Genomic DNA, 16,398 nt, shown 5'->3' with positions numbered 1-16,398 from the left:
TTGCGTGTCGAACCGCAGCGCCGCCGCGATCGAAGCTTGTGTTCGCCACTCCGAAGAGTGGCACCAACGGTCAATATTATCTCGAATCACCAATTCTGGTCAAATAGGCGCGTGCGCGTGTCACGAACGACCCGCATCCTTCCGCTTGGCGGTCGCATCCAGAGCCTCGGCGAGCGCGAGCTGCGCGGCGCGCTGGGGATCCACCGGCTCCGCCGGCGCGGCATCGGCGAACCCGCCGGAGCGCTCCGCGTCCATGCCGCCGCGCACCGGCGCGGTGGACACCCGACGATTCCGCGCGCGCCCGTTGCCCGCGGCCGGAGCCGCCGGGAGGGCGTCGAGCACCGAATCCAGCAGACCGCCAGCCGCCGCCTCCGGCCCCTCCTGACGGGCCTGCGGCGCTCGCTTCGCCTGCGCGTCCCCCGACTGCACGCGACCCGTCGCCGCGGATCCCTCGCGCCTCGCTCCTCGCGACTCCTCCCGGGCGTTCGGCCGCGTGCTCGACCGGGTGTCGCGCTCGGCGTCGGCCGCCTCGGCGGCGCCGCGGAGGGCCTGCACCAGATCGTCGCGCTCGGGCTCCTTCGCAGCGTGCAGCGTGGAGGCCGCCACCTGCGCGAGCATGTTCTTCGCACCGTCGGTGATCGCGTGGGTCTGCGCCTTCGCCTCGGCCTGCTGGTGCTGCTGCGAAGCGGCGTGCTGCTGACCCTTGCCGCGCTTCGATCCCCGCGAGGGGGCCTCGCTGCGGTGGTGCTTGCTGACCGGCTCGTGGTGCACGATCACGCCGCGACCGGCGCAGACATCGCAGGGTTCGCTGAACGATTCGAGCAGGCCGAGCCCGAGCTTCTTGCGCGTCATCTGCACGAGGCCGAGCGAGGTCACCTCGGCGACCTGATGCTTCGTCCGGTCGCGGCTCAGGCACTCGACCATGCGGCGCAGCACCAGATCGCGGTTCGATTCGAGCACCATGTCGATGAAGTCGACCACGATGATCCCGCCGATGTCGCGCAGGCGGAGCTGGCGCACGATCTCCTCGGCGGCCTCGAGGTTGTTCTTCGTCACGGTCTCCTCGAGATTGCCGCCCGACCCCACGAACTTGCCCGTGTTGACGTCGACGACCGTCATGGCCTCCGTGCGGTCGATCACGAGCGATCCGCCCGAGGGCAGCCAGACCTTGCGGTCGAGGGCCTTCGCGATCTGCTCCGTGACGCGGTACTCGTCGAAGATGTCGCGCTCGCCCTGGTACTGCTCGACGCGCTCCAGGAGGTCGGGGGCGACCTGGGAGAGATAGTGCTCGATGGTCCCGTAGGTATCCGCACCGGAGATCGTCAGGCGGTGGAAGTCCTCGTTGAAGACGTCTCGCACGATCTTGATGAGCATGTCGGGCTCCGAGTGCAGCAGCACCGGCCCGCCGCCCTTCTCGACGCGCTTCTGGATGGACTCCCACTGGCGGGTGAGCCGCTGCACGTCGTGCGTGAGCTGATCCTCGCTCGCGCCTTCGGCGGCCGTGCGCACGATGACGCCGGCGCCCGTCGGCAGCACCTCCTTGAGGATCTTCTTCAGGCGGGCCCGCTCCGTGTCGGGCAGCTTGCGGGAGATGCCGTTCATCGCGCCGCCGGGCACGTACACGAGGAAGCGGCCGGGCAGCGAGATCTGGCTGGTGAGCCGCGCGCCCTTGTGGCCGACCGGATCCTTCGTCACCTGGACGAGCACCTGGTCGCCGGGCTTCAACGCGTTCTCGATGCGCCGAGCCGCATTGCCGCCCTCGAACTCCGACCAGTCGACTTCGCCCGAGTACAGCACCGCGTTGCGGCCGCGTCCGATGTCGACGAAGGCGGCCTCCATGCTGGGGAGCACGTTCTGCACACGGCCGAGGTAGACATTGCCGATGAGCGAGTTCTCGCTGGATCGCGCGACGTAGTGCTCCACGAGCACCTTGTCCTCCAGCACGCCGATCTGCACGCGGTCGGCCGTGGTGCGCACGATCATCTCGCGGTCCACCGACTCGCGTCGTGCAAGGAACTCCGACTCCGTGATGACCACGCGGCGCCGACCCGCGTCGCGCCCGTCGCGGCGGCGCTGCTTCTTCGCCTCGAGGCGGGTCGAGCCCTTGACCTTCTGCGGCTCCGTGATCACCGGAGCCTGTCGCGGCTGGCGGCGGGGCGCCTCCTCCTCGGGGGCCGCGGGCGCCTCGCCGCCGACCGAGCGTCGCCGATTGCGCCGCTGCGAGGCCGCGGTCTCGCGCTCCCCGCCCGCCTCATCGCGGGAGAAGCGCTCGTCGAGCAGATCGTCGAGCTGGCGCAGTTCGGCCGGGCGGAAGTCGACGCGTCGGGGCCGCGGCGCGATCGGCGGCACGTCGGGCGCGAGGAAGATCAGTCGCGTCGTCGCGCGGAAGCGCTCCTCGGGGCTCATCTCCGAGAGGGGCAGGATCAGCTGCGGTGCGTTCGCCCGAGGCGCTTCCGCCGCGGCCTGCTCCGACGATTCGCCAGCCGAGGGCGCGTCTGCAGCGGACGCGTCGCCGTCGTGCGAGCGGGTCTCGCCGCTCTGCGCATCCGGTCGGCGGTCCGCGGACTCCGCCGCCTGCTCGTACTCCTCCACGGGCTCGTCCCCCGAGCGGTCGTGCTCTTCAGTTGCTGTGTGCTTCACCATTCCTGGTGTCTCCTCTGCCCCGGGAGAATGCGCATTCCCCTGGGGTTGCTCATCGTGCGGTGTCACCCGCGAATCCTGTTCTCCGCGAGCGTGTCGGCTCGCGCTCGGTCGCTCATCGACCGGTGAAGGTACCCGACCTTCAAAAGACTGTGCATGAGCCGCGCCGGTTCGGCACCGCTCACCGACTCCATTATGTCATGACGGTGTCCGGGAAGGGGGTCGGAGCTGAACTTGCAGGTCCACGCAGTAGGATCGCGCCATGAGTTCAGAGCTCCGCGCCGCGCCGCGCCCCGTCGCTTTCGCAGTCTTCACCATCATCGCCGGAGCGGTCGGGTGGTTCGCATCGTTCGAACTGCTCACGGAGTATATCAAGACCCTGCAGAACCCCGATTACATCCCGAACTGCTCGGTGAGCATCCTGGTGACCTGCGGGCCGAACATGGCCTCCTGGCAGGGTGCCCTCTTCGGGTTCAGCAACACGATCATCGGAGTCGCCGCCTTCGTCGCGCCGATCGCCGTCGGTGTGGCGCTGCTCGCGGGAGCCCGCTTCGCCCCGTGGTTCTGGGTCGCCTACCAGGTGGGCCTGCTCGGCGCCTTCTCGCTGGTCTGCTGGCTGTTCGTGCAGAGCGTGTTCATGCTCGGCACGCTGTGCCCGTGGTGCATGGTGGTCTGGACGGCCACCATTCCGCTCTTCTGGATCACGCTCCTGCGCCCCTACGCGGTGGGCGACATTCCCGTGCGCCCGGGTGCGCAGCGTGCGCTGTCCCGCTGCTACGCGTGGAGCTGGGTGATCATCCTGGCCTGCTTCGCCGTCATCGCGTTCATCGCGCAGCTGCAGCTCGACTGGGTCTCCGAGTTCAGCCGAGGCTGACGAGCCGCTCCCAGAGGCGGTCGGCGTGCGCAAGCGTCTCCGCCTCCGAGCCCGACGTGTCGATCACGATGTCGGCGATCGCCCGCCGCTCGGCGTCGCTCCCCTGCCGGGCGATGCGCTGCCGCGCCTCCGCTTCGGTCATGCCGCGGAGCGCCGTCATCCGCGCGACACGCGACTCGACGTCCGCCTCCGCGACGACCACCAGGTCCCACGGCTCGTCCCGAGCAGACGTCTCGACGAGCAGGGGCACCTCGTAGACGACGATGGCGTCAGGGTCGGAGGCGGCGGCGCGATCGACGTGCTCGCGGAAGAGGCGTCGCACCTCCGGATGCACGATGGCGTTGAGATCCGCCAGCGCGGCCGGATCTCCGAAGACGACGGCGCCGAGCGCCGCGCGGTCGAGGGACCCGTCCTCGTGCACGACGTCCGAGCCGAACCTCGCCGCGACGCGAGCAAGCCCCGGCGAACCCGGCGCCACGGCCTCGCGGGCGAGCACATCGGCGTCGATGCGGTGCGCGCCGTGGTGCGCGAGACGCCGCCCGATCGTCGACTTCCCCGCCGCGATGCCGCCTGTCAACCCGATCAAACGCATAGTGCCAGCTTATCCGCCGACCCCGTAGGCTGATCACGGGAGGCAGTCATGCTCGAGGTGATCACCGGAGTCGTGCTCGCAGCGTCGGCGGGTCTCAACGCGTACATCCCGCTGCTCGGGCTCGGCCTCCTCTCGCGCTTCACGGAGTGGGTGGCTCTGCCGAGCGGCTGGAGTTGGATCGAGAACGAGTGGTGCCTCGGGATCCTGGCCGTGCTGCTCGTATTCGAGGTGCTCGTCGACAAGGTGCCCGCACTCGATTCCATCAACGATGTGCTCCACACGCTCATCCGCCCGGCATCGGGAGGCATGGTCTTCGCGGCGGGCGCGGGCAGCGACACCGTCGCAGTCGCAGACCCCGCCCAGTTCATCGCCTCGGCCGACGTGTGGCCGGTGGTGCTGGGCGCGTGCATCGCCCTCGTGCCGCACGCGTTGAAAGCGATCGCGCGCCCGATCGTCAACGTGCTGACGGCGGGTGCGGGAGCGGCGGTCGCCAGCGTCTTGGAGGATCTCGGGGCGGTCGTGCTTACGCTGCTCGCCGTCGTGGCCCCGGTGATCGCGCTCCTCGTGCTCGGCGGCGTCATCGCTCTGCTCGTGCGCAGGCTCCGGCGCGCGCTGCGCGATCGGCGCACCCGAGCGGTGCGCGGCAGCCAGCCGGCGTCGTGAGCCGGCCCCCGATGCCGGCCTCGTGAGGCGGCATCGTCTGCCGGTGGCATGCGCCGGAGACGCCGGAAGGCCCGGCCCCCGGAATCGGGGGCCGGGCCTTCCGCACTGCGGCTGAGGGTCAGTTGCCCTCGAGCTGCGCCTTCAGCGCTGCGAGTGCAGCGTCGTCGGCGAGAGCGCCCGCCGAAGCGGCGTCGCTCGAGAACGTCGACGAGGGCGAGTCCGCTGCGGGCGCAGCGGCGGCCTCGGCGAGCATCGAAGCGACCTGCTTCTTGTGCGCCTCCCAGCGCTCCTGAGCGGCAGCGTACTCCTGCTCCCACTTCTCGCGCTGCGACTCGAAGCCTTCCTTCCACTCCTGCGTCTCGGGATCGAAGCCCTCGGGGTACTTGTACTCCCCGTTCTCGTCGTACTCGGTGGTCATGCCGTAGAGCGCCGGATCGAACTCTGTGCCCTCGGGGTCGACGCCCTCGTTCGCCTGCTTGAGGCTGAGCGAGATGCGACGGCGCTCGAGATCGATGTCAATGATCTTGACGAAGACCTCCTGGCCGGCCTGCACGACCTGCTCGGCGAGCTCGACGTGCTGGCCCGAGAGCTCGGAGATGTGCACGAGGCCCTCGATGCCGTCCGCCACGCGCACGAACGCGCCGAAGGGAACGAGCTTCGTCACGACGCCCGGAGCGATCTGGCCGATCGCGTGGGTGCGTGCGAAGACCTGCCACGGGTCCTCCTGCGTCGCCTTGAGCGACAGCGAGACGCGCTCGCGATCGAGCTCGACGGAGAGCACCTCGACGGTGACCTCCTGGCCCACCTCGACGACGTCGGAGGCGTGCTCGATGTGCTTCCAGGAGAGCTCGGAGACGTGCACGAGACCGTCGACGCCGCCGAGATCGACGAACGCGCCGAAGTTGACGATCGACGAGATGACGCCCTTGCGCACCTGGCCGGGCTTGAGCTCGGCGAGGAACGAGGAGCGCGTGGCCGACTGCGTCTCTTCGAGGAGCGCACGGCGCGAGAGCACCACGTTGTTGCGGTTCTTGTCGAGCTCGAGAATCTTGGCCTCGATCTCCTGACCCAGGTAGGGGGTCAGGTCGCGCACGCGGCGCAGTTCGATGAGCGAAGCCGGGAGGAAGCCGCGGAGCCCGATGTCCACGATGAGGCCGCCCTTGACGACCTCGATGACGGTGCCGGTGACGACGCCCTCGTTCTCCTTGATCTTCTCCACGTCGCCCCAAGCGCGCTCGTACTGCGCGCGCTTCTTCGACAGGATGAGGCGGCCTTCCTTGTCCTCCTTCTGGAGCACGAGCGCCTCGACGGAATCGCCGACCTCGACGACCTCACCGGGGTCGACGTCGTGCTTGATGGACAGCTCGCGCGAGGGGATGACGCCCTCGGTCTTGTACCCGACGTCGAGGAGCACCTCGTCGCGGTCGATCTTCACAACGGTGCCTTCGATGAGGTCGCCGTCGTTGAAAAACTTCAGGGTCGATTCGACCGCTGCAAGGAAGTCGTCGGCAGAGCCGATGTCGTTTACTGCGACCTGCTTGCGTTCGGTCGTTGCGTTCGTCATGTAATTGGTCTCCAGAATGGACAGGGTATCGAGGCGGAAGCGCGCCGATCGCGGCCGAATCCGGTGGATTCGCGAGCACTCCCACGCGTGGACATGGTTGAGTCGCCACAGTTGTGACACTTCATGCTACCCGGAGACGCGCCCGGGATCAATCGAGAATCCGGTCGGCGCGTCGGCGCGTCTGCGTGTCTGCGCGTCGGCGAACGAGCGTCGCTCCCGGAATCTGCTTCCGCGGTCAGTGGGCGGCCGCGTTCCAGTTCGGTCCGTGCCCGACCTGCACCTCGAGCGGTACGGTGAGCTCTGCAGCGCCGGCCATCTCCTCGCGGACGATCGACTCGAGCGCGTCCCATTCGCCGGGCGCCACTTCGAACATGAGTTCGTCGTGGATCTGCAGGAGCATGCGGGAGGAGAGCTGCGCCTCGGCGATGCGGTGCTCGACGCGGATCATGGCGCGCTTGATGATGTCGGCTGCGGAGCCCTGGATCGGGGCGTTCAGCGCGGCTCGCTCGGCGTTCTCCCGCAGCACGCGATTCGGGCTCGCGAGATCGGGGAAGGGACGCCGACGACCGTAGATCGTCTCGGTGAACATGTCGCGCTTGGCCTGGTCGACGACGGAGCGGAGGTAGTCGCGCACGCCGCCGAACCGCTCAAAGTAGTCGGTCATCAGCTGCTTTGCCTCCGCCGAGCTGATGTTGAGCTGCTTCGAGAGTCCGAACGCCGAGAGGCCGTAGGCGAGGCCGTACGACATCGCCTTCACCTTGGATCGCATCTCGTTCGTCACCTCGGCGGGTTCGACGCCGAAGATGCGCGATCCCACGAAGCGGTGCAGGTCCTCCCCCTCGTTGAACGCCTGAATGAGCCCGGCGTCTCCCGAGAGGTGCGCCATGATGCGCATCTCGATCTGCGAGTAGTCCGCCGTCATCAGGGTCTCGAACTCACCCGCGTGGATGAAGCCCTCGCGGATACGGCGTCCCTCTTCGGAGCGCACCGGGATGTTCTGCAGATTCGGGTCGGTCGACGCCAGCCGCCCGGTGCTCGACCCCGTCTGCACGAACGTGGTGTGGATGCGCCCATCGGGGCGCACCGACTTGATCAGCGTCTCGATCATCTGCCGCAGCTTGTTCGCGTCCCGGTGCCCGAGCAGTGCGTCGAGGAAGGGGTGCGGCTGCTTCGCCTGCAGGTCGGCGAGTGCCGCCGCATCGGTGGTGTACCCGCGCTGCGTCTTCCGCGTCTTCGGCATGTCGAGCTCGTCGAACAGCACCTCCTGGAGCTGCTTCGGCGACGACAGGTTGACCTCGTGCCCGATCGCGTCGAACGCCGCCTGCTGCAGTTGGGCGACGCGCTCGGTGAGTTCGGCGTGGTGCGCCTCGAACAGCGGCCCGTCGACCTGCACCCCGCGCGTCTCCAGCGCATCGAGCACGGGCACCAGGGGAAGTTCGATCTGCCGGTAGATCTCCCCCGAGCGCGACTCGAACCGGTCGACCGCCGCCGCGTGCGTGCGCACCGCGTACCACGCGAGCGTCGCCGCGTCGGCCACGCTGCCCTCCTCGGGGACGAGCTGGTTCGGATCGCCCTCGGGCACCTGCTCGCCGAGGTACCGGAACACCGCATCGGCGAGGCTCTTCTCAGCGTTCGACGGACGCAGCACCCACGTGGCGAGCAGCACGTCGCCGGCGATGCCCCCGATCACCGCTCCCGCGCGACGCGCGAGGGCGAGCTGCTGCTTCGCGTCGTAGAAGACCTTCGGCGCGTCCGAGGCCAACCACTGCTCGAACAGCGTGTAATCGCGGCCCCCGGGCTGCCAATCGAACCGGACCGAGCTCTCAGCCGTGGCGATCCCGACGTCGAAGGCGTCGCCCACTTCGCGGATCAGCACCGCGGGCGACTCGTGCTTCGCGAGCCAGTCGGCCAGCTCTTCGTCGATGAGGTTCTTCGGAGTCGGGCGCTCGGGTGCGAGCGACGCCGCGGGCGCCGATACCCCTCCGGCCGCGGGAACCTCGGCGCCCGCGAGCTTCCCGACGCGCTGCAGCAGCGTGCGGAACTCGAGCTTCGCGAAGATCTCCTGCACGGCACCCATGTCGATCTCACCGCGCTTGAGCTCGTCGAGCTCGATGCCGAGGTCGACATCTCGCACGAGACGATTCAGTCTGCGGTTGCGCTCCGCCAGATGCGCGTGCTCGCGGAGGCTCTCCCCCACCTTCCTGCCGACCTCGTCCTGCCTGCGCAGAATCTCCTCGAGCGAGCCGAACTGATTGATCCACTTGACGGCGGTCTTCTCGCCCACGCGCGGAATGCCCGGCAGATTGTCGCTCGTCTCGCCGACGAGGGCCGCGATCTCGGGGTACTGCTCGGGACGGATGCCGTAGCGCTCCATCACCTTCGCCGCGTCGTAGCGGGTGAGCTCGCTCACCCCCTGCTTCGACGGATACAGGAGGGTCACGCGATCGTCGACGAGCTGGATCGTGTCGCGGTCGCCGCTGACGACGAGCACGCGGTACCCCTGCTCCGACGCGCGCGTCGCGAGGGTTGCGAGAATGTCGTCCGCCTCGTAGTTCTCCTTCTCGATGGTGCGGATGCCCATCGCATGCAGCGCATCCTGCAGCAGCGGGATCTGACCCTTGAACTCGGGCGGCGTCTCGCCGCGTGTGCCCTTGTACTCGGGATACTCCTCGGTGCGGAACGAGTGCCGCGAGATGTCGAAGGCCACCGCCAGGGCGTCGGGCCGCTCATTGCCGAGCAGATTGATCAGCATCGCGATGAAGCCGTGGATCGCATTCGTATGCTGGCCCGACTGCGTCTGGAAGCTGTCGACCGGGAGCGCGTAGAAGGCGCGGAAGGCGAGCGAGTGGCCGTCGATGACCATGAGGGTAGGCTGAGTGTTCGACACGTGCCCAGCCTACAATCCGCCGCCGACATTCCCCAGGGCGGTCGCGGTCGCAGCGGGCTCGCGCGTGTCGCCGATCGACGAAAGGCACCGATGACCAGTCCCGCAGCCTCAGCCGCATCCGCACCGAAGCCCGAGGACGGCCTCGCCTACATCCGCGAGCGGGGTCTCGGCGCCCTCGCCGACCGCATGGGCATCGAGATGACCGAGTTCACCGCAGAGCGCGCAGTGGCGACCATGCCGGTGGCGGGCAATACGCAGCCCGTCATGCTGCTGCACGGCGGCGCGTACGTGGTGCTCGGGGAAACCCTGGGCTCGATGCACGCGAACTACCACGCCCCGGCGGGTTGCGTGGCCGTCGGCCTCGACATCAACGCGACGCACACCGGCTCGGCCGTCGACGGGACGGTCACGGGCGTCTGCACCCCGATCAAACTGGGCTTCAGCATCGCCGTGCACGAGATCGTCGTGTCCGACGAGCGCGGGCGGCGCTGCTCGACCGTGCGCATCACGAACTTCTACAAGCGGGCGGCGCCCCCATCGGCCTCCTGACAACGGCGAACGCCCCGGACCGCGACAGCGGATCCGGGGCGTTCGACGACCGGGGGCGCGACTAGTCCTTCTTCGGCCCCAGCTGATCGATGATGGTCTTCGCGACGTCCTGCATCGTCAGTCGGCGGTCCATCGACGCCTTCTGGATCCAGCGGAACGCCTCGGGCTCGCTCAGACCCATCTTGTCGTTGAGGATGCCCTTGGCGCGGTCCACCAGCTTGCGGGTCTCGAACCGCTCCGCGAGATCGGCGACCTCGCTCTCGAGGGCGACGATCTGCTGGAAGCGCGAGAGGGCGATCTCGATGGCGGGAATCAGGTCGGCCGGGGTGAACGGCTTGACGACGTAGGCGAGAGCGCCCGCCTCGCTCGCGCGCTCGACCAGCTCGCGCTGGCTGAAGGCGGTCAGCAGGACCACCGGTGCGAGGTGCGTCTTGTTGATGCGCTCTGCAGCGGAGATGCCGTCGAGCTGCGGCATCTTCACGTCCATCACGACGAGGTCGGGTCGCAGTTCTTCGACGAGCTTCACCGCGGTCTCGCCGTCTCCCGCTTCGCCGACCACTTCGAAGCCGTTGTCGCGCAGGGTCTCGACGATGTCGAGACGGATCAGGGATTCGTCTTCCGCGACGACTACGCGTCGCGGAGCGCTCGGTGCAGTGCTCTGGTCATTCACCATTCCAGCTTACGACATTCTCTCTGGGGATATCCGACGCTACTCGAGATTCGCGACGGGCTCTTCGGCGTCGTCCTCGCCGAACTCGGGCGCCTCCGGATGCCCGTGCTGCACCAGCAGGTCGTCCTCGCCGGCGGGCTGGGAGAGCGGCGCGCGACCCTCTTCGCCCTCGGGGTTCGCGCTCGTGTTGTTCATCGACATGGTGTCCTCCTCCAAGACGTGGAATGCAGCCGCCGGAAGCGCTGCGTGGATCACCAGTGTGCACGGGGCGGACGCGAGCCGCCAGGGGCTAGCCGCCGAGCGTCCACGGGCCTAGTCTGCGGGCCGACCACGACGAAGCCCCCGCTCCCTCGCGTACTGCGAGGAGACGGGGGCTCCATGTTCGTGCCGAATGCGGGACTTGAACCCGCACGCCTTTCGGCAACGCATTTTGAGTGCGCCGTGTCTGCCAATTCCACCAATTCGGCGAACTCCCCCACCCTACCGCAGGGGGCGCTCCGCACGGGACGCGCCCCTGCGGACGCGGGCGCATCGCCGCCTCGTGCCGGTCAGGCCTCGGACGCCTCGGCGCCCTTCGTGAACTTCCTCGGGCCCGCCTCGGGAAGGAGACCCGTCGCCTCGCCGATCCGGTGGATCCGCAGCGTGTTCGTGGTGCCCACCACTCCGGGAGGCGATCCTGCGATGATGACGACCTTCTCGCCCACCTCGACGCGCGAGTGCTCGAGCAGCACCTTGTCGACCTGGACGAACATCTCATCCGTGCTGTCGACGCGCGGCACCTCGTAGCTGCGCGCCCCCCAGGTCAGCTCCATCCGGCGCCGCGTGTCGGGATCAGGGGTGAAGCCGATGATCGGCATCGGACGGCGCAGACGCGACATGCGCCGCACGGTGTCTCCCGATTCCGTGAAGACGCAGATGTAGCGAGCACCGACGAAGTCCGCGACGTCGGAGGCCGCCAGCGTCAGCACGCCGCCCTGGGTGCGCGGTGCGGCTCCGAGCGGCTCGATGCGCTCGAGCGCGTGATCCTCGGTCGCCTCGATGATCCGCGCCATCGTCGCGACGGCCTCGATCGGATACGCCCCGACGCTCGTCTCACCCGAGAGCATCACGGCATCCGCACCGTCGAGCACGGCGTTCGCGCAGTCGGAGGCCTCCGCACGCGTCGGGCGGGGGTTCTCGATCATCGACTCGAGCACCTGCGTCGCGACGATGACGGGCTTCGCGTTCCGGCGGGCGATCGCCACGGCCTCGGTCTGCACCAGCGGCACCTGCTCGAGCGGCAGCTCGACGCCGAGATCGCCGCGGGCGACCATGATGCCGTCGAACGCGGCGACGATCTCCTCCAGCCGCTCCGCAGCCTGCGGCTTCTCGATCTTGGCGATCACGGGCAGGCGCACGCCCGTCTCGTCCATGATCTCGTGCACCCGGTCGATGTCGGCGGCATCGCGCACGAACGAGAGGGCGATGTAGTCCACGCCCAGGGCGAGCGCCCAGCGCAGATCCTCCTCGTCCTTGTCGGAGAGGGCGGGCACGTTGACCGCGACGCCCGGGAGGTTGATGCCCTTGTTGTTCGAGATCGAGCCCGGCACCTCGACGACGGTGTGCACCGTGTCCTCGGTGACCCGCACCGCCCGGAGCGTGACCTTGCCGTCATCGATGAGCAGCGGATCCCCCGGGTTCACGTCGCCCGGCAGCCCCTTGTGGGTCGTGCCGCCGATCGTGCGGTCCCCGACGATGTCTCGCGTCGTGATCGCGAACTCGTCGCCCACGGAGAGGGCGTACGGGCCGTCCTCGAACACCCCGAGCCGGATCTTCGGCCCCTGGAGATCGGCGAGCACCGCGATGGGCCGGCCCACCTCCGCCTCCGCGCGTCGAATGTTGCGATAGATCCCCTCGTGCACGTTGTACGTGCCGTGGGACATGTTGAGCCGAGCAACGTTCACGCCGGCCTGGATCAGCGCGAGCGTGTGGTCATAGCTGGAAACGGCGGGTCCCCATGTGGCGACGATCTTCGCGTGACGCATGCAGCGTGCTCCTTCGGTTAGTGGGTCTTGCTGGGCTCGGCGTCGCCCGCGGGCGCCTGACTCGCTGCGCGCGCGTCGTCGTCGTCGGCGTCCGCCGCCGATCCGTGCGCGTCACCGCGATCGATCACGTGGTAGAACTCGTTCGCATCGGCGGTGTCGACGAGCACCGTGTCGCCGGGGTGGCGGCGCCCGGGCAGGTACACGCTGTTCTCGAGGCCGACATGCCGGCGACGGCGCAGCACGAACAGCACGATGCCCGCGACGACGGCGAGCACCGCTGCCAGCACGTTGGTGCGCACGCCGAAGAAGAGCAGGCTCGGATCCACGCGCAGCGACTCCGTGAAGACGCGCCCGATGCCGTACCAGACGAGGTACAGCGCGAAGAACGTGCCCCAGCGCGGGCGCCACTTCCGCTCGATCGCGAGCAGCACCACGATGCCGAGGAGGTTCCACAGCGCCTCGTAGAGGAACGTCGGGTGGAAGAGCGTGCCCTCGGGCAGGCCGATCGGGAACGCGGCGTTGGTCGACTCGATCTCGAGCCCCCAGGGCAGCGTAGTGGGGCCGCCGAAGAGCTCGTGGTTGAACCAGTTGCCGAGGCGGCCGACGGCCTGCGCGAGGAGCAGACCGGGCACGAGGGCGTCGGCGAACGACCAGAAGCGGATGCCGGTGATGCGCGATGCGATGAGCACGCCGACCGCGCCGCCGATCAGCGCGCCGAAGATCGCGATGCCGCCGTTCCAGAAGGCGAAGATCTCGAGCGGGTTCTTGCCGGGACCGAAGTAGTCGCCCCAGTGCGTGACGACGTGGTACAGACGAGCGCCCAGGATGCCGAGCACGAGGGACCAGACGAGGAAGTCGAAGACCGCGCCCCGCTCGCCGCCGCGCCGCCCCAGCCGCCGCGCGGTCCAGATGCCGGCCGCGATGATGCCGACGATGATGCACAGCGCGTAGAAGTAGATCCGGAACGGCCCGAGCTGGAGATACTGCAGCTCGGGGCTCGGAATGCTCAACGGGAGAATCATTCACTCCTCTTTCGCCGACGGCCTCGCGCCGCAGGACTCTGGGTGGGTACCGCGCGGCTGCACCGCGCGGCGGACGGGACAATCTTAGCGCGCGGTGCCCTGCGCGATGCTCGCCACGGTCTCCGCGAGCCGCTCCACGCCGCCGTCGCGGAGCGCACGCACGAACGCGGTGCCGACGATGGCGCCGTCGGCGTACTCGAGCGCGGCGGCGACCTGATCGGCGGTCGAGATCCCGATGCCGACGCACGCGAGCTCCGCGCCCTGCTCGCGCAGGCGACCGGTCAATCCCCGTGCCGCGGCGTCGAGTTCGGCGCGCTCCCCCGTGATGCCCATCGTCGAGACCGTGTACACGAACCCGGTGCTCGAACGGCTCACGAGCGCGAGCCGCTCATCCGTCGAGCTCGGAGCCGCGAGGAACACCCGGTCGAGACCGTGCGCCTCGCTCGCCGCGATCCACTCGTCGGCGGAGTCCGGCGTGATGTCGGGAGTGATGAGTCCGGCTCCCCCGGCTGCGGCGAGGTCGCGCGCGAACGCATCGACGCCGTACTGCACGACGGGGTTCCAGTACGTCATCACGAGCACCGGCACATCGACGGCCTCGCGCACGCGGCGCACCGCCTCGAAGACATGGGCGAGCCGGAAGCCCCCGGCGAGCGCCGTCTGGGTCGCCTCCTGGATCACGGCGCCGTCCATCACCGGATCGGAGTAGGGCACGCCGAACTCCAGGACGTCCGCCCCGCTGCGCGCCATCGCGATGGCCGCCTCGACGCTCGTGTCGAGATCGGGGAACCCCACCGGCAGGTACCCGACGAGTGCGCCCCGCCGGTCGCGCTTCGCCGCGCGGATCACCTCGGCAACGCTCGAAGCCTGCTGCGTCATCCGTCGACCTCCGGTCCGTCCTCGGGAAGCAGACCGAAGTACCGGCCGGCAGTCGCCATGTCCTTGTCGCCCCGACCCGAGAGGCTCACGAGCACGACGCCATCGGGGCCGAGCTCCCGCCCGATCCGCTGGGCGCCCGCCAGTGCGTGCGCCGACTCGATGGCGGGAATGATGCCCTCCGTGCGGCTCAGCAGCTTGAGCGCCTGCATCGCCTCATCGTCGGTCGCCGGGATGTAGGTCGCCCGACCGATGTCGGAGAGCCAGGCGTGCTCGGGCCCCACGCCGGGGTAGTCGAGCCCGGCGGAGATCGAGTGCGACTCGACGGTCTGGCCGTCCTCGTTCTGCAGCACGTAGGTCCGCGCGCCGTGCAGCACGCCGGGCCGCCCGCGTTCGATCGAGGCCGCGTGCTGGTCGGTGTCGACGCCGTCGCCGGCCGCCTCGACGCCGTAGAGGCGCACGTCTGCGTCGTCGAGGAACGCGTCGAACATGCCGATCGCGTTCGAGCCGCCGCCCACGCACGCGACGACCGCGTCGGGGAGCCGGCCGATGCGGTCGAGCAGCTGCGCCCGGGCCTCCTCGGAGATGACCTTCTGGAAGTCGCGCACCATCGCCGGGAACGGGTGCGGGCCGGCGGCGGTGCCGAAGATGTAGTTCGTGCGATCCACGCTCGCGACCCAGTCGCGGTAGGCCTCGTTGATGGCGTCCTTCAGCGTGCGCGAGCCGGTGCGCACGGGCACCACGTCGGCGCCGAGCAGCCGCATGCGGGCCACGTTCAGCGCCTGCCGCTCGGTGTCGACCTCGCCCATGTACACCGTGCATTCGAGACCGAACAGCGCCGCCGCGGTCGCCGTCGCGACGCCGTGCTGGCCGGCGCCGGTCTCTGCGATCACCCGCGTCTTGCCGAGGCGCTTGGTGAGCAGTGCCTGGCCCAGCACGTTGTTGATCTTGTGCGAGCCCGTGTGGTTCAGATCCTCGCGCTTCAGGAACACGCGCGCGCCGCCCGCGTGCTCGGCGAACCGCGGCACCTCCGTGATGGGTGACGGGCGCCCCGCGTAGGTGAGCAGCAGCTCGGCGAGCTCGGCGCGGAACGCCGGGTCGGCCTGCGCGGCGGCGTACGCCTCGGTGAGCTCGTCGATGGCGGCGATCAGCGACTCGGGCATGAAGCGCCCGCCGAACTCCCCGAAGAAGGGGCCGTGCTGATCGCGCAGGCTAGTGACGACGGGGGTCGATTCGGTCACGGGTGTCCTTTTCAGCTGGTGACGCTCAGACGTTCAGGTACGTCTGCAGCGTCGCGATGGGATCGTTCGTCACGAGCGCCTCGCCCACGAGCACCGCGTCGGCGCCGGCTTCCCGGTAGTGCTCCACATCGGCGACGCTCAGCACCGCCGACTCGGCGACGCGGATCACGCCCGCGGGGATCTGATCCGCCACGTTTCCGAAGAGGTCCCGATCGAGCTCGAACGTGCGCAGGTCGCGCGCGTTGACGCCGACGAGCTGCGCTCCGAGATCGACGGCGCGGGCCACCTCCTCGGCGCTGTGCGCCTCGACGAGAGGGGTCATGCCGAGCTCGCGGATGACGTCGTGGAGCCGCACCAGGCGTTCCTGCGGCAGCGCGGCGACGATGAGCAGCACCAGGTCCGCGCCCGCGGCCCGGGCCTCGAGCACCTGGTACTCGTCGCCGATGAAGTCCTTGCGCAGCACCGGGATGCTGATCGCCTTGCGCACCGCCTCGAGATCTGCGAGCGAGCCCTTGAACTTGCGCTCCTCGGTGAGCACGCTCACCGCGCTCGCGCCGCCCGCCTCGTACTGCGTGGCGAGCTCCTGCGGCTGCGCGATCGCCGCGAGGTCGCCTCGCGACGGGCTCGCGCGCTTCACCTCGGCGATCACCTTCATGTGCTCGGCCGGCGCGAGGGCCGCGAGCGCATCGAGGGCCGGCCGCGCCGCGAGGGCCTCGGCCTCGACGACGGAGTAGGGACGCTGCTGACGACGCGACGCGGCGTCCTCGAGCGATCCGGCGAGAAGATCTTCGAGCAC

14 protein-coding genes and 1 tRNA gene are annotated in these 16,398 nt (G+C 69.3%); 3 read left to right on the top strand and 12 right to left on the bottom strand.

The genetic code is table 11. From position 1 onward, the window contains the following. Positions 1–120: 120 nt before the first annotated feature. Positions 121–2,643, bottom strand: a complete 2,523-nt coding sequence (locus BLT44_RS09645) for an Rne/Rng family ribonuclease (protein WP_010157309.1) — start codon at positions 2,641–2,643, stop codon at positions 121–123. Between the two features lie 259 nt (positions 2,644–2,902). On the opposite strand from BLT44_RS09645, the gene BLT44_RS09640 reads away from it, so the two are divergent. Beyond that, positions 2,903–3,514, top strand: a complete 612-nt coding sequence (locus BLT44_RS09640) for a vitamin K epoxide reductase family protein (RefSeq protein ID WP_010157310.1) — start codon at positions 2,903–2,905, stop codon at positions 3,512–3,514. On the opposite strand, the gene coaE is transcribed toward BLT44_RS09640, so the two are convergent. After that, entirely contained in the window at positions 3,501–4,106 is a 606-nt protein-coding gene (gene coaE / locus BLT44_RS09635) for a dephospho-CoA kinase (RefSeq protein ID WP_010157311.1), read from the bottom strand. The genes BLT44_RS09640 and coaE overlap by 14 nt on opposite strands. Positions 4,107–4,154: 48 nt before the next feature. Here coaE and BLT44_RS09630 point away from each other — a divergent pair, with 48 nt between their 5' ends. Continuing rightward, on the top strand, positions 4,155–4,769 hold the full coding sequence (locus BLT44_RS09630; RefSeq protein WP_010157313.1) for a DUF4126 domain-containing protein: 615 nt from the start codon (positions 4,155–4,157) through the stop codon (positions 4,767–4,769). Positions 4,770–4,887: 118 nt separating this feature from the next. Here BLT44_RS09630 and rpsA read toward each other — a convergent pair whose 3' ends face one another. Together rpsA and polA are read right to left on the bottom strand one after the other, a co-directional pair. Then, entirely contained in the window at positions 4,888–6,333 is a 1,446-nt protein-coding gene (gene rpsA / locus BLT44_RS09625) for a 30S ribosomal protein S1 (protein WP_010157314.1), read from the bottom strand. A gap of 235 nt (positions 6,334–6,568) precedes the next feature. Then, positions 6,569–9,196, bottom strand: a complete 2,628-nt coding sequence (gene polA, locus BLT44_RS09620) for a DNA polymerase I (RefSeq protein ID WP_010157315.1) — start codon at positions 9,194–9,196, stop codon at positions 6,569–6,571. Between the two features lie 114 nt (positions 9,197–9,310). Here polA and BLT44_RS09615 point away from each other — a divergent pair, with 114 nt between their 5' ends. Continuing rightward, entirely contained in the window at positions 9,311–9,769 is a 459-nt protein-coding gene (locus BLT44_RS09615) for a hotdog fold thioesterase (protein ID WP_010157316.1), read from the top strand. A gap of 61 nt (positions 9,770–9,830) precedes the next feature. On the opposite strand, the gene BLT44_RS09610 is transcribed toward BLT44_RS09615, so the two are convergent. The 8 genes from BLT44_RS09610 to trpC form a co-directional block, all read right to left on the bottom strand. Further along, positions 9,831–10,442, bottom strand: a complete 612-nt coding sequence (locus BLT44_RS09610; RefSeq protein WP_010157317.1) for an ANTAR domain-containing response regulator — start codon at positions 10,440–10,442, stop codon at positions 9,831–9,833. Positions 10,443–10,478: 36 nt separating this feature from the next. Next, positions 10,479–10,640 carry a hypothetical protein gene (locus BLT44_RS15605; protein ID WP_155819106.1) on the bottom strand — a complete coding sequence of 54 codons (162 nt, stop codon included), beginning with the start codon at positions 10,638–10,640 and terminating at the stop codon, positions 10,479–10,481. A 184-nt stretch (positions 10,641–10,824) separates the two neighbouring features. Next, a tRNA-Leu gene (locus BLT44_RS09605) sits at positions 10,825–10,906 on the bottom strand. A gap of 81 nt (positions 10,907–10,987) precedes the next feature. Then, entirely contained in the window at positions 10,988–12,463 is a 1,476-nt protein-coding gene (gene pyk, locus BLT44_RS09600) for a pyruvate kinase (RefSeq protein ID WP_010157318.1), read from the bottom strand. A 17-nt stretch (positions 12,464–12,480) separates the two neighbouring features. Beyond that, positions 12,481–13,485: a prolipoprotein diacylglyceryl transferase gene (gene lgt, locus BLT44_RS09595; protein ID WP_010157319.1), complete on the bottom strand. Its 1,005-nt coding sequence runs from the start codon at positions 13,483–13,485 to the stop codon at positions 12,481–12,483. Positions 13,486–13,569: 84 nt separating this feature from the next. Then, a complete protein-coding gene (gene trpA, locus BLT44_RS09590; protein ID WP_010157320.1) occupies positions 13,570–14,364 on the bottom strand; it encodes a tryptophan synthase subunit alpha in 795 nt (264 codons plus the stop codon). Beyond that, on the bottom strand, positions 14,361–15,602 hold the full coding sequence (trpB, locus tag BLT44_RS09585; protein ID WP_010157321.1) for a tryptophan synthase subunit beta: 1,242 nt from the start codon (positions 15,600–15,602) through the stop codon (positions 14,361–14,363). The genes trpA and trpB overlap by 4 nt, the downstream gene beginning before the upstream one ends. Before the next feature lie 25 nt (positions 15,603–15,627). After that, complete coding sequence (gene trpC / locus BLT44_RS09580; protein ID WP_010157322.1) at positions 15,628–16,398, bottom strand: indole-3-glycerol phosphate synthase TrpC; 771 nt, start codon at positions 16,396–16,398, stop codon at positions 15,628–15,630.

The sequence above is a fragment of the Leucobacter chromiiresistens genome (assembly GCF_900102345.1).
In the GTDB taxonomy this organism is placed as follows: domain Bacteria; phylum Actinomycetota; class Actinomycetes; order Actinomycetales; family Microbacteriaceae; genus Leucobacter; species Leucobacter chromiiresistens.
The sequence above is the reverse complement of the archived record's forward strand: the minus strand, read 5'-3'. Positions and strand labels throughout refer to the sequence as shown.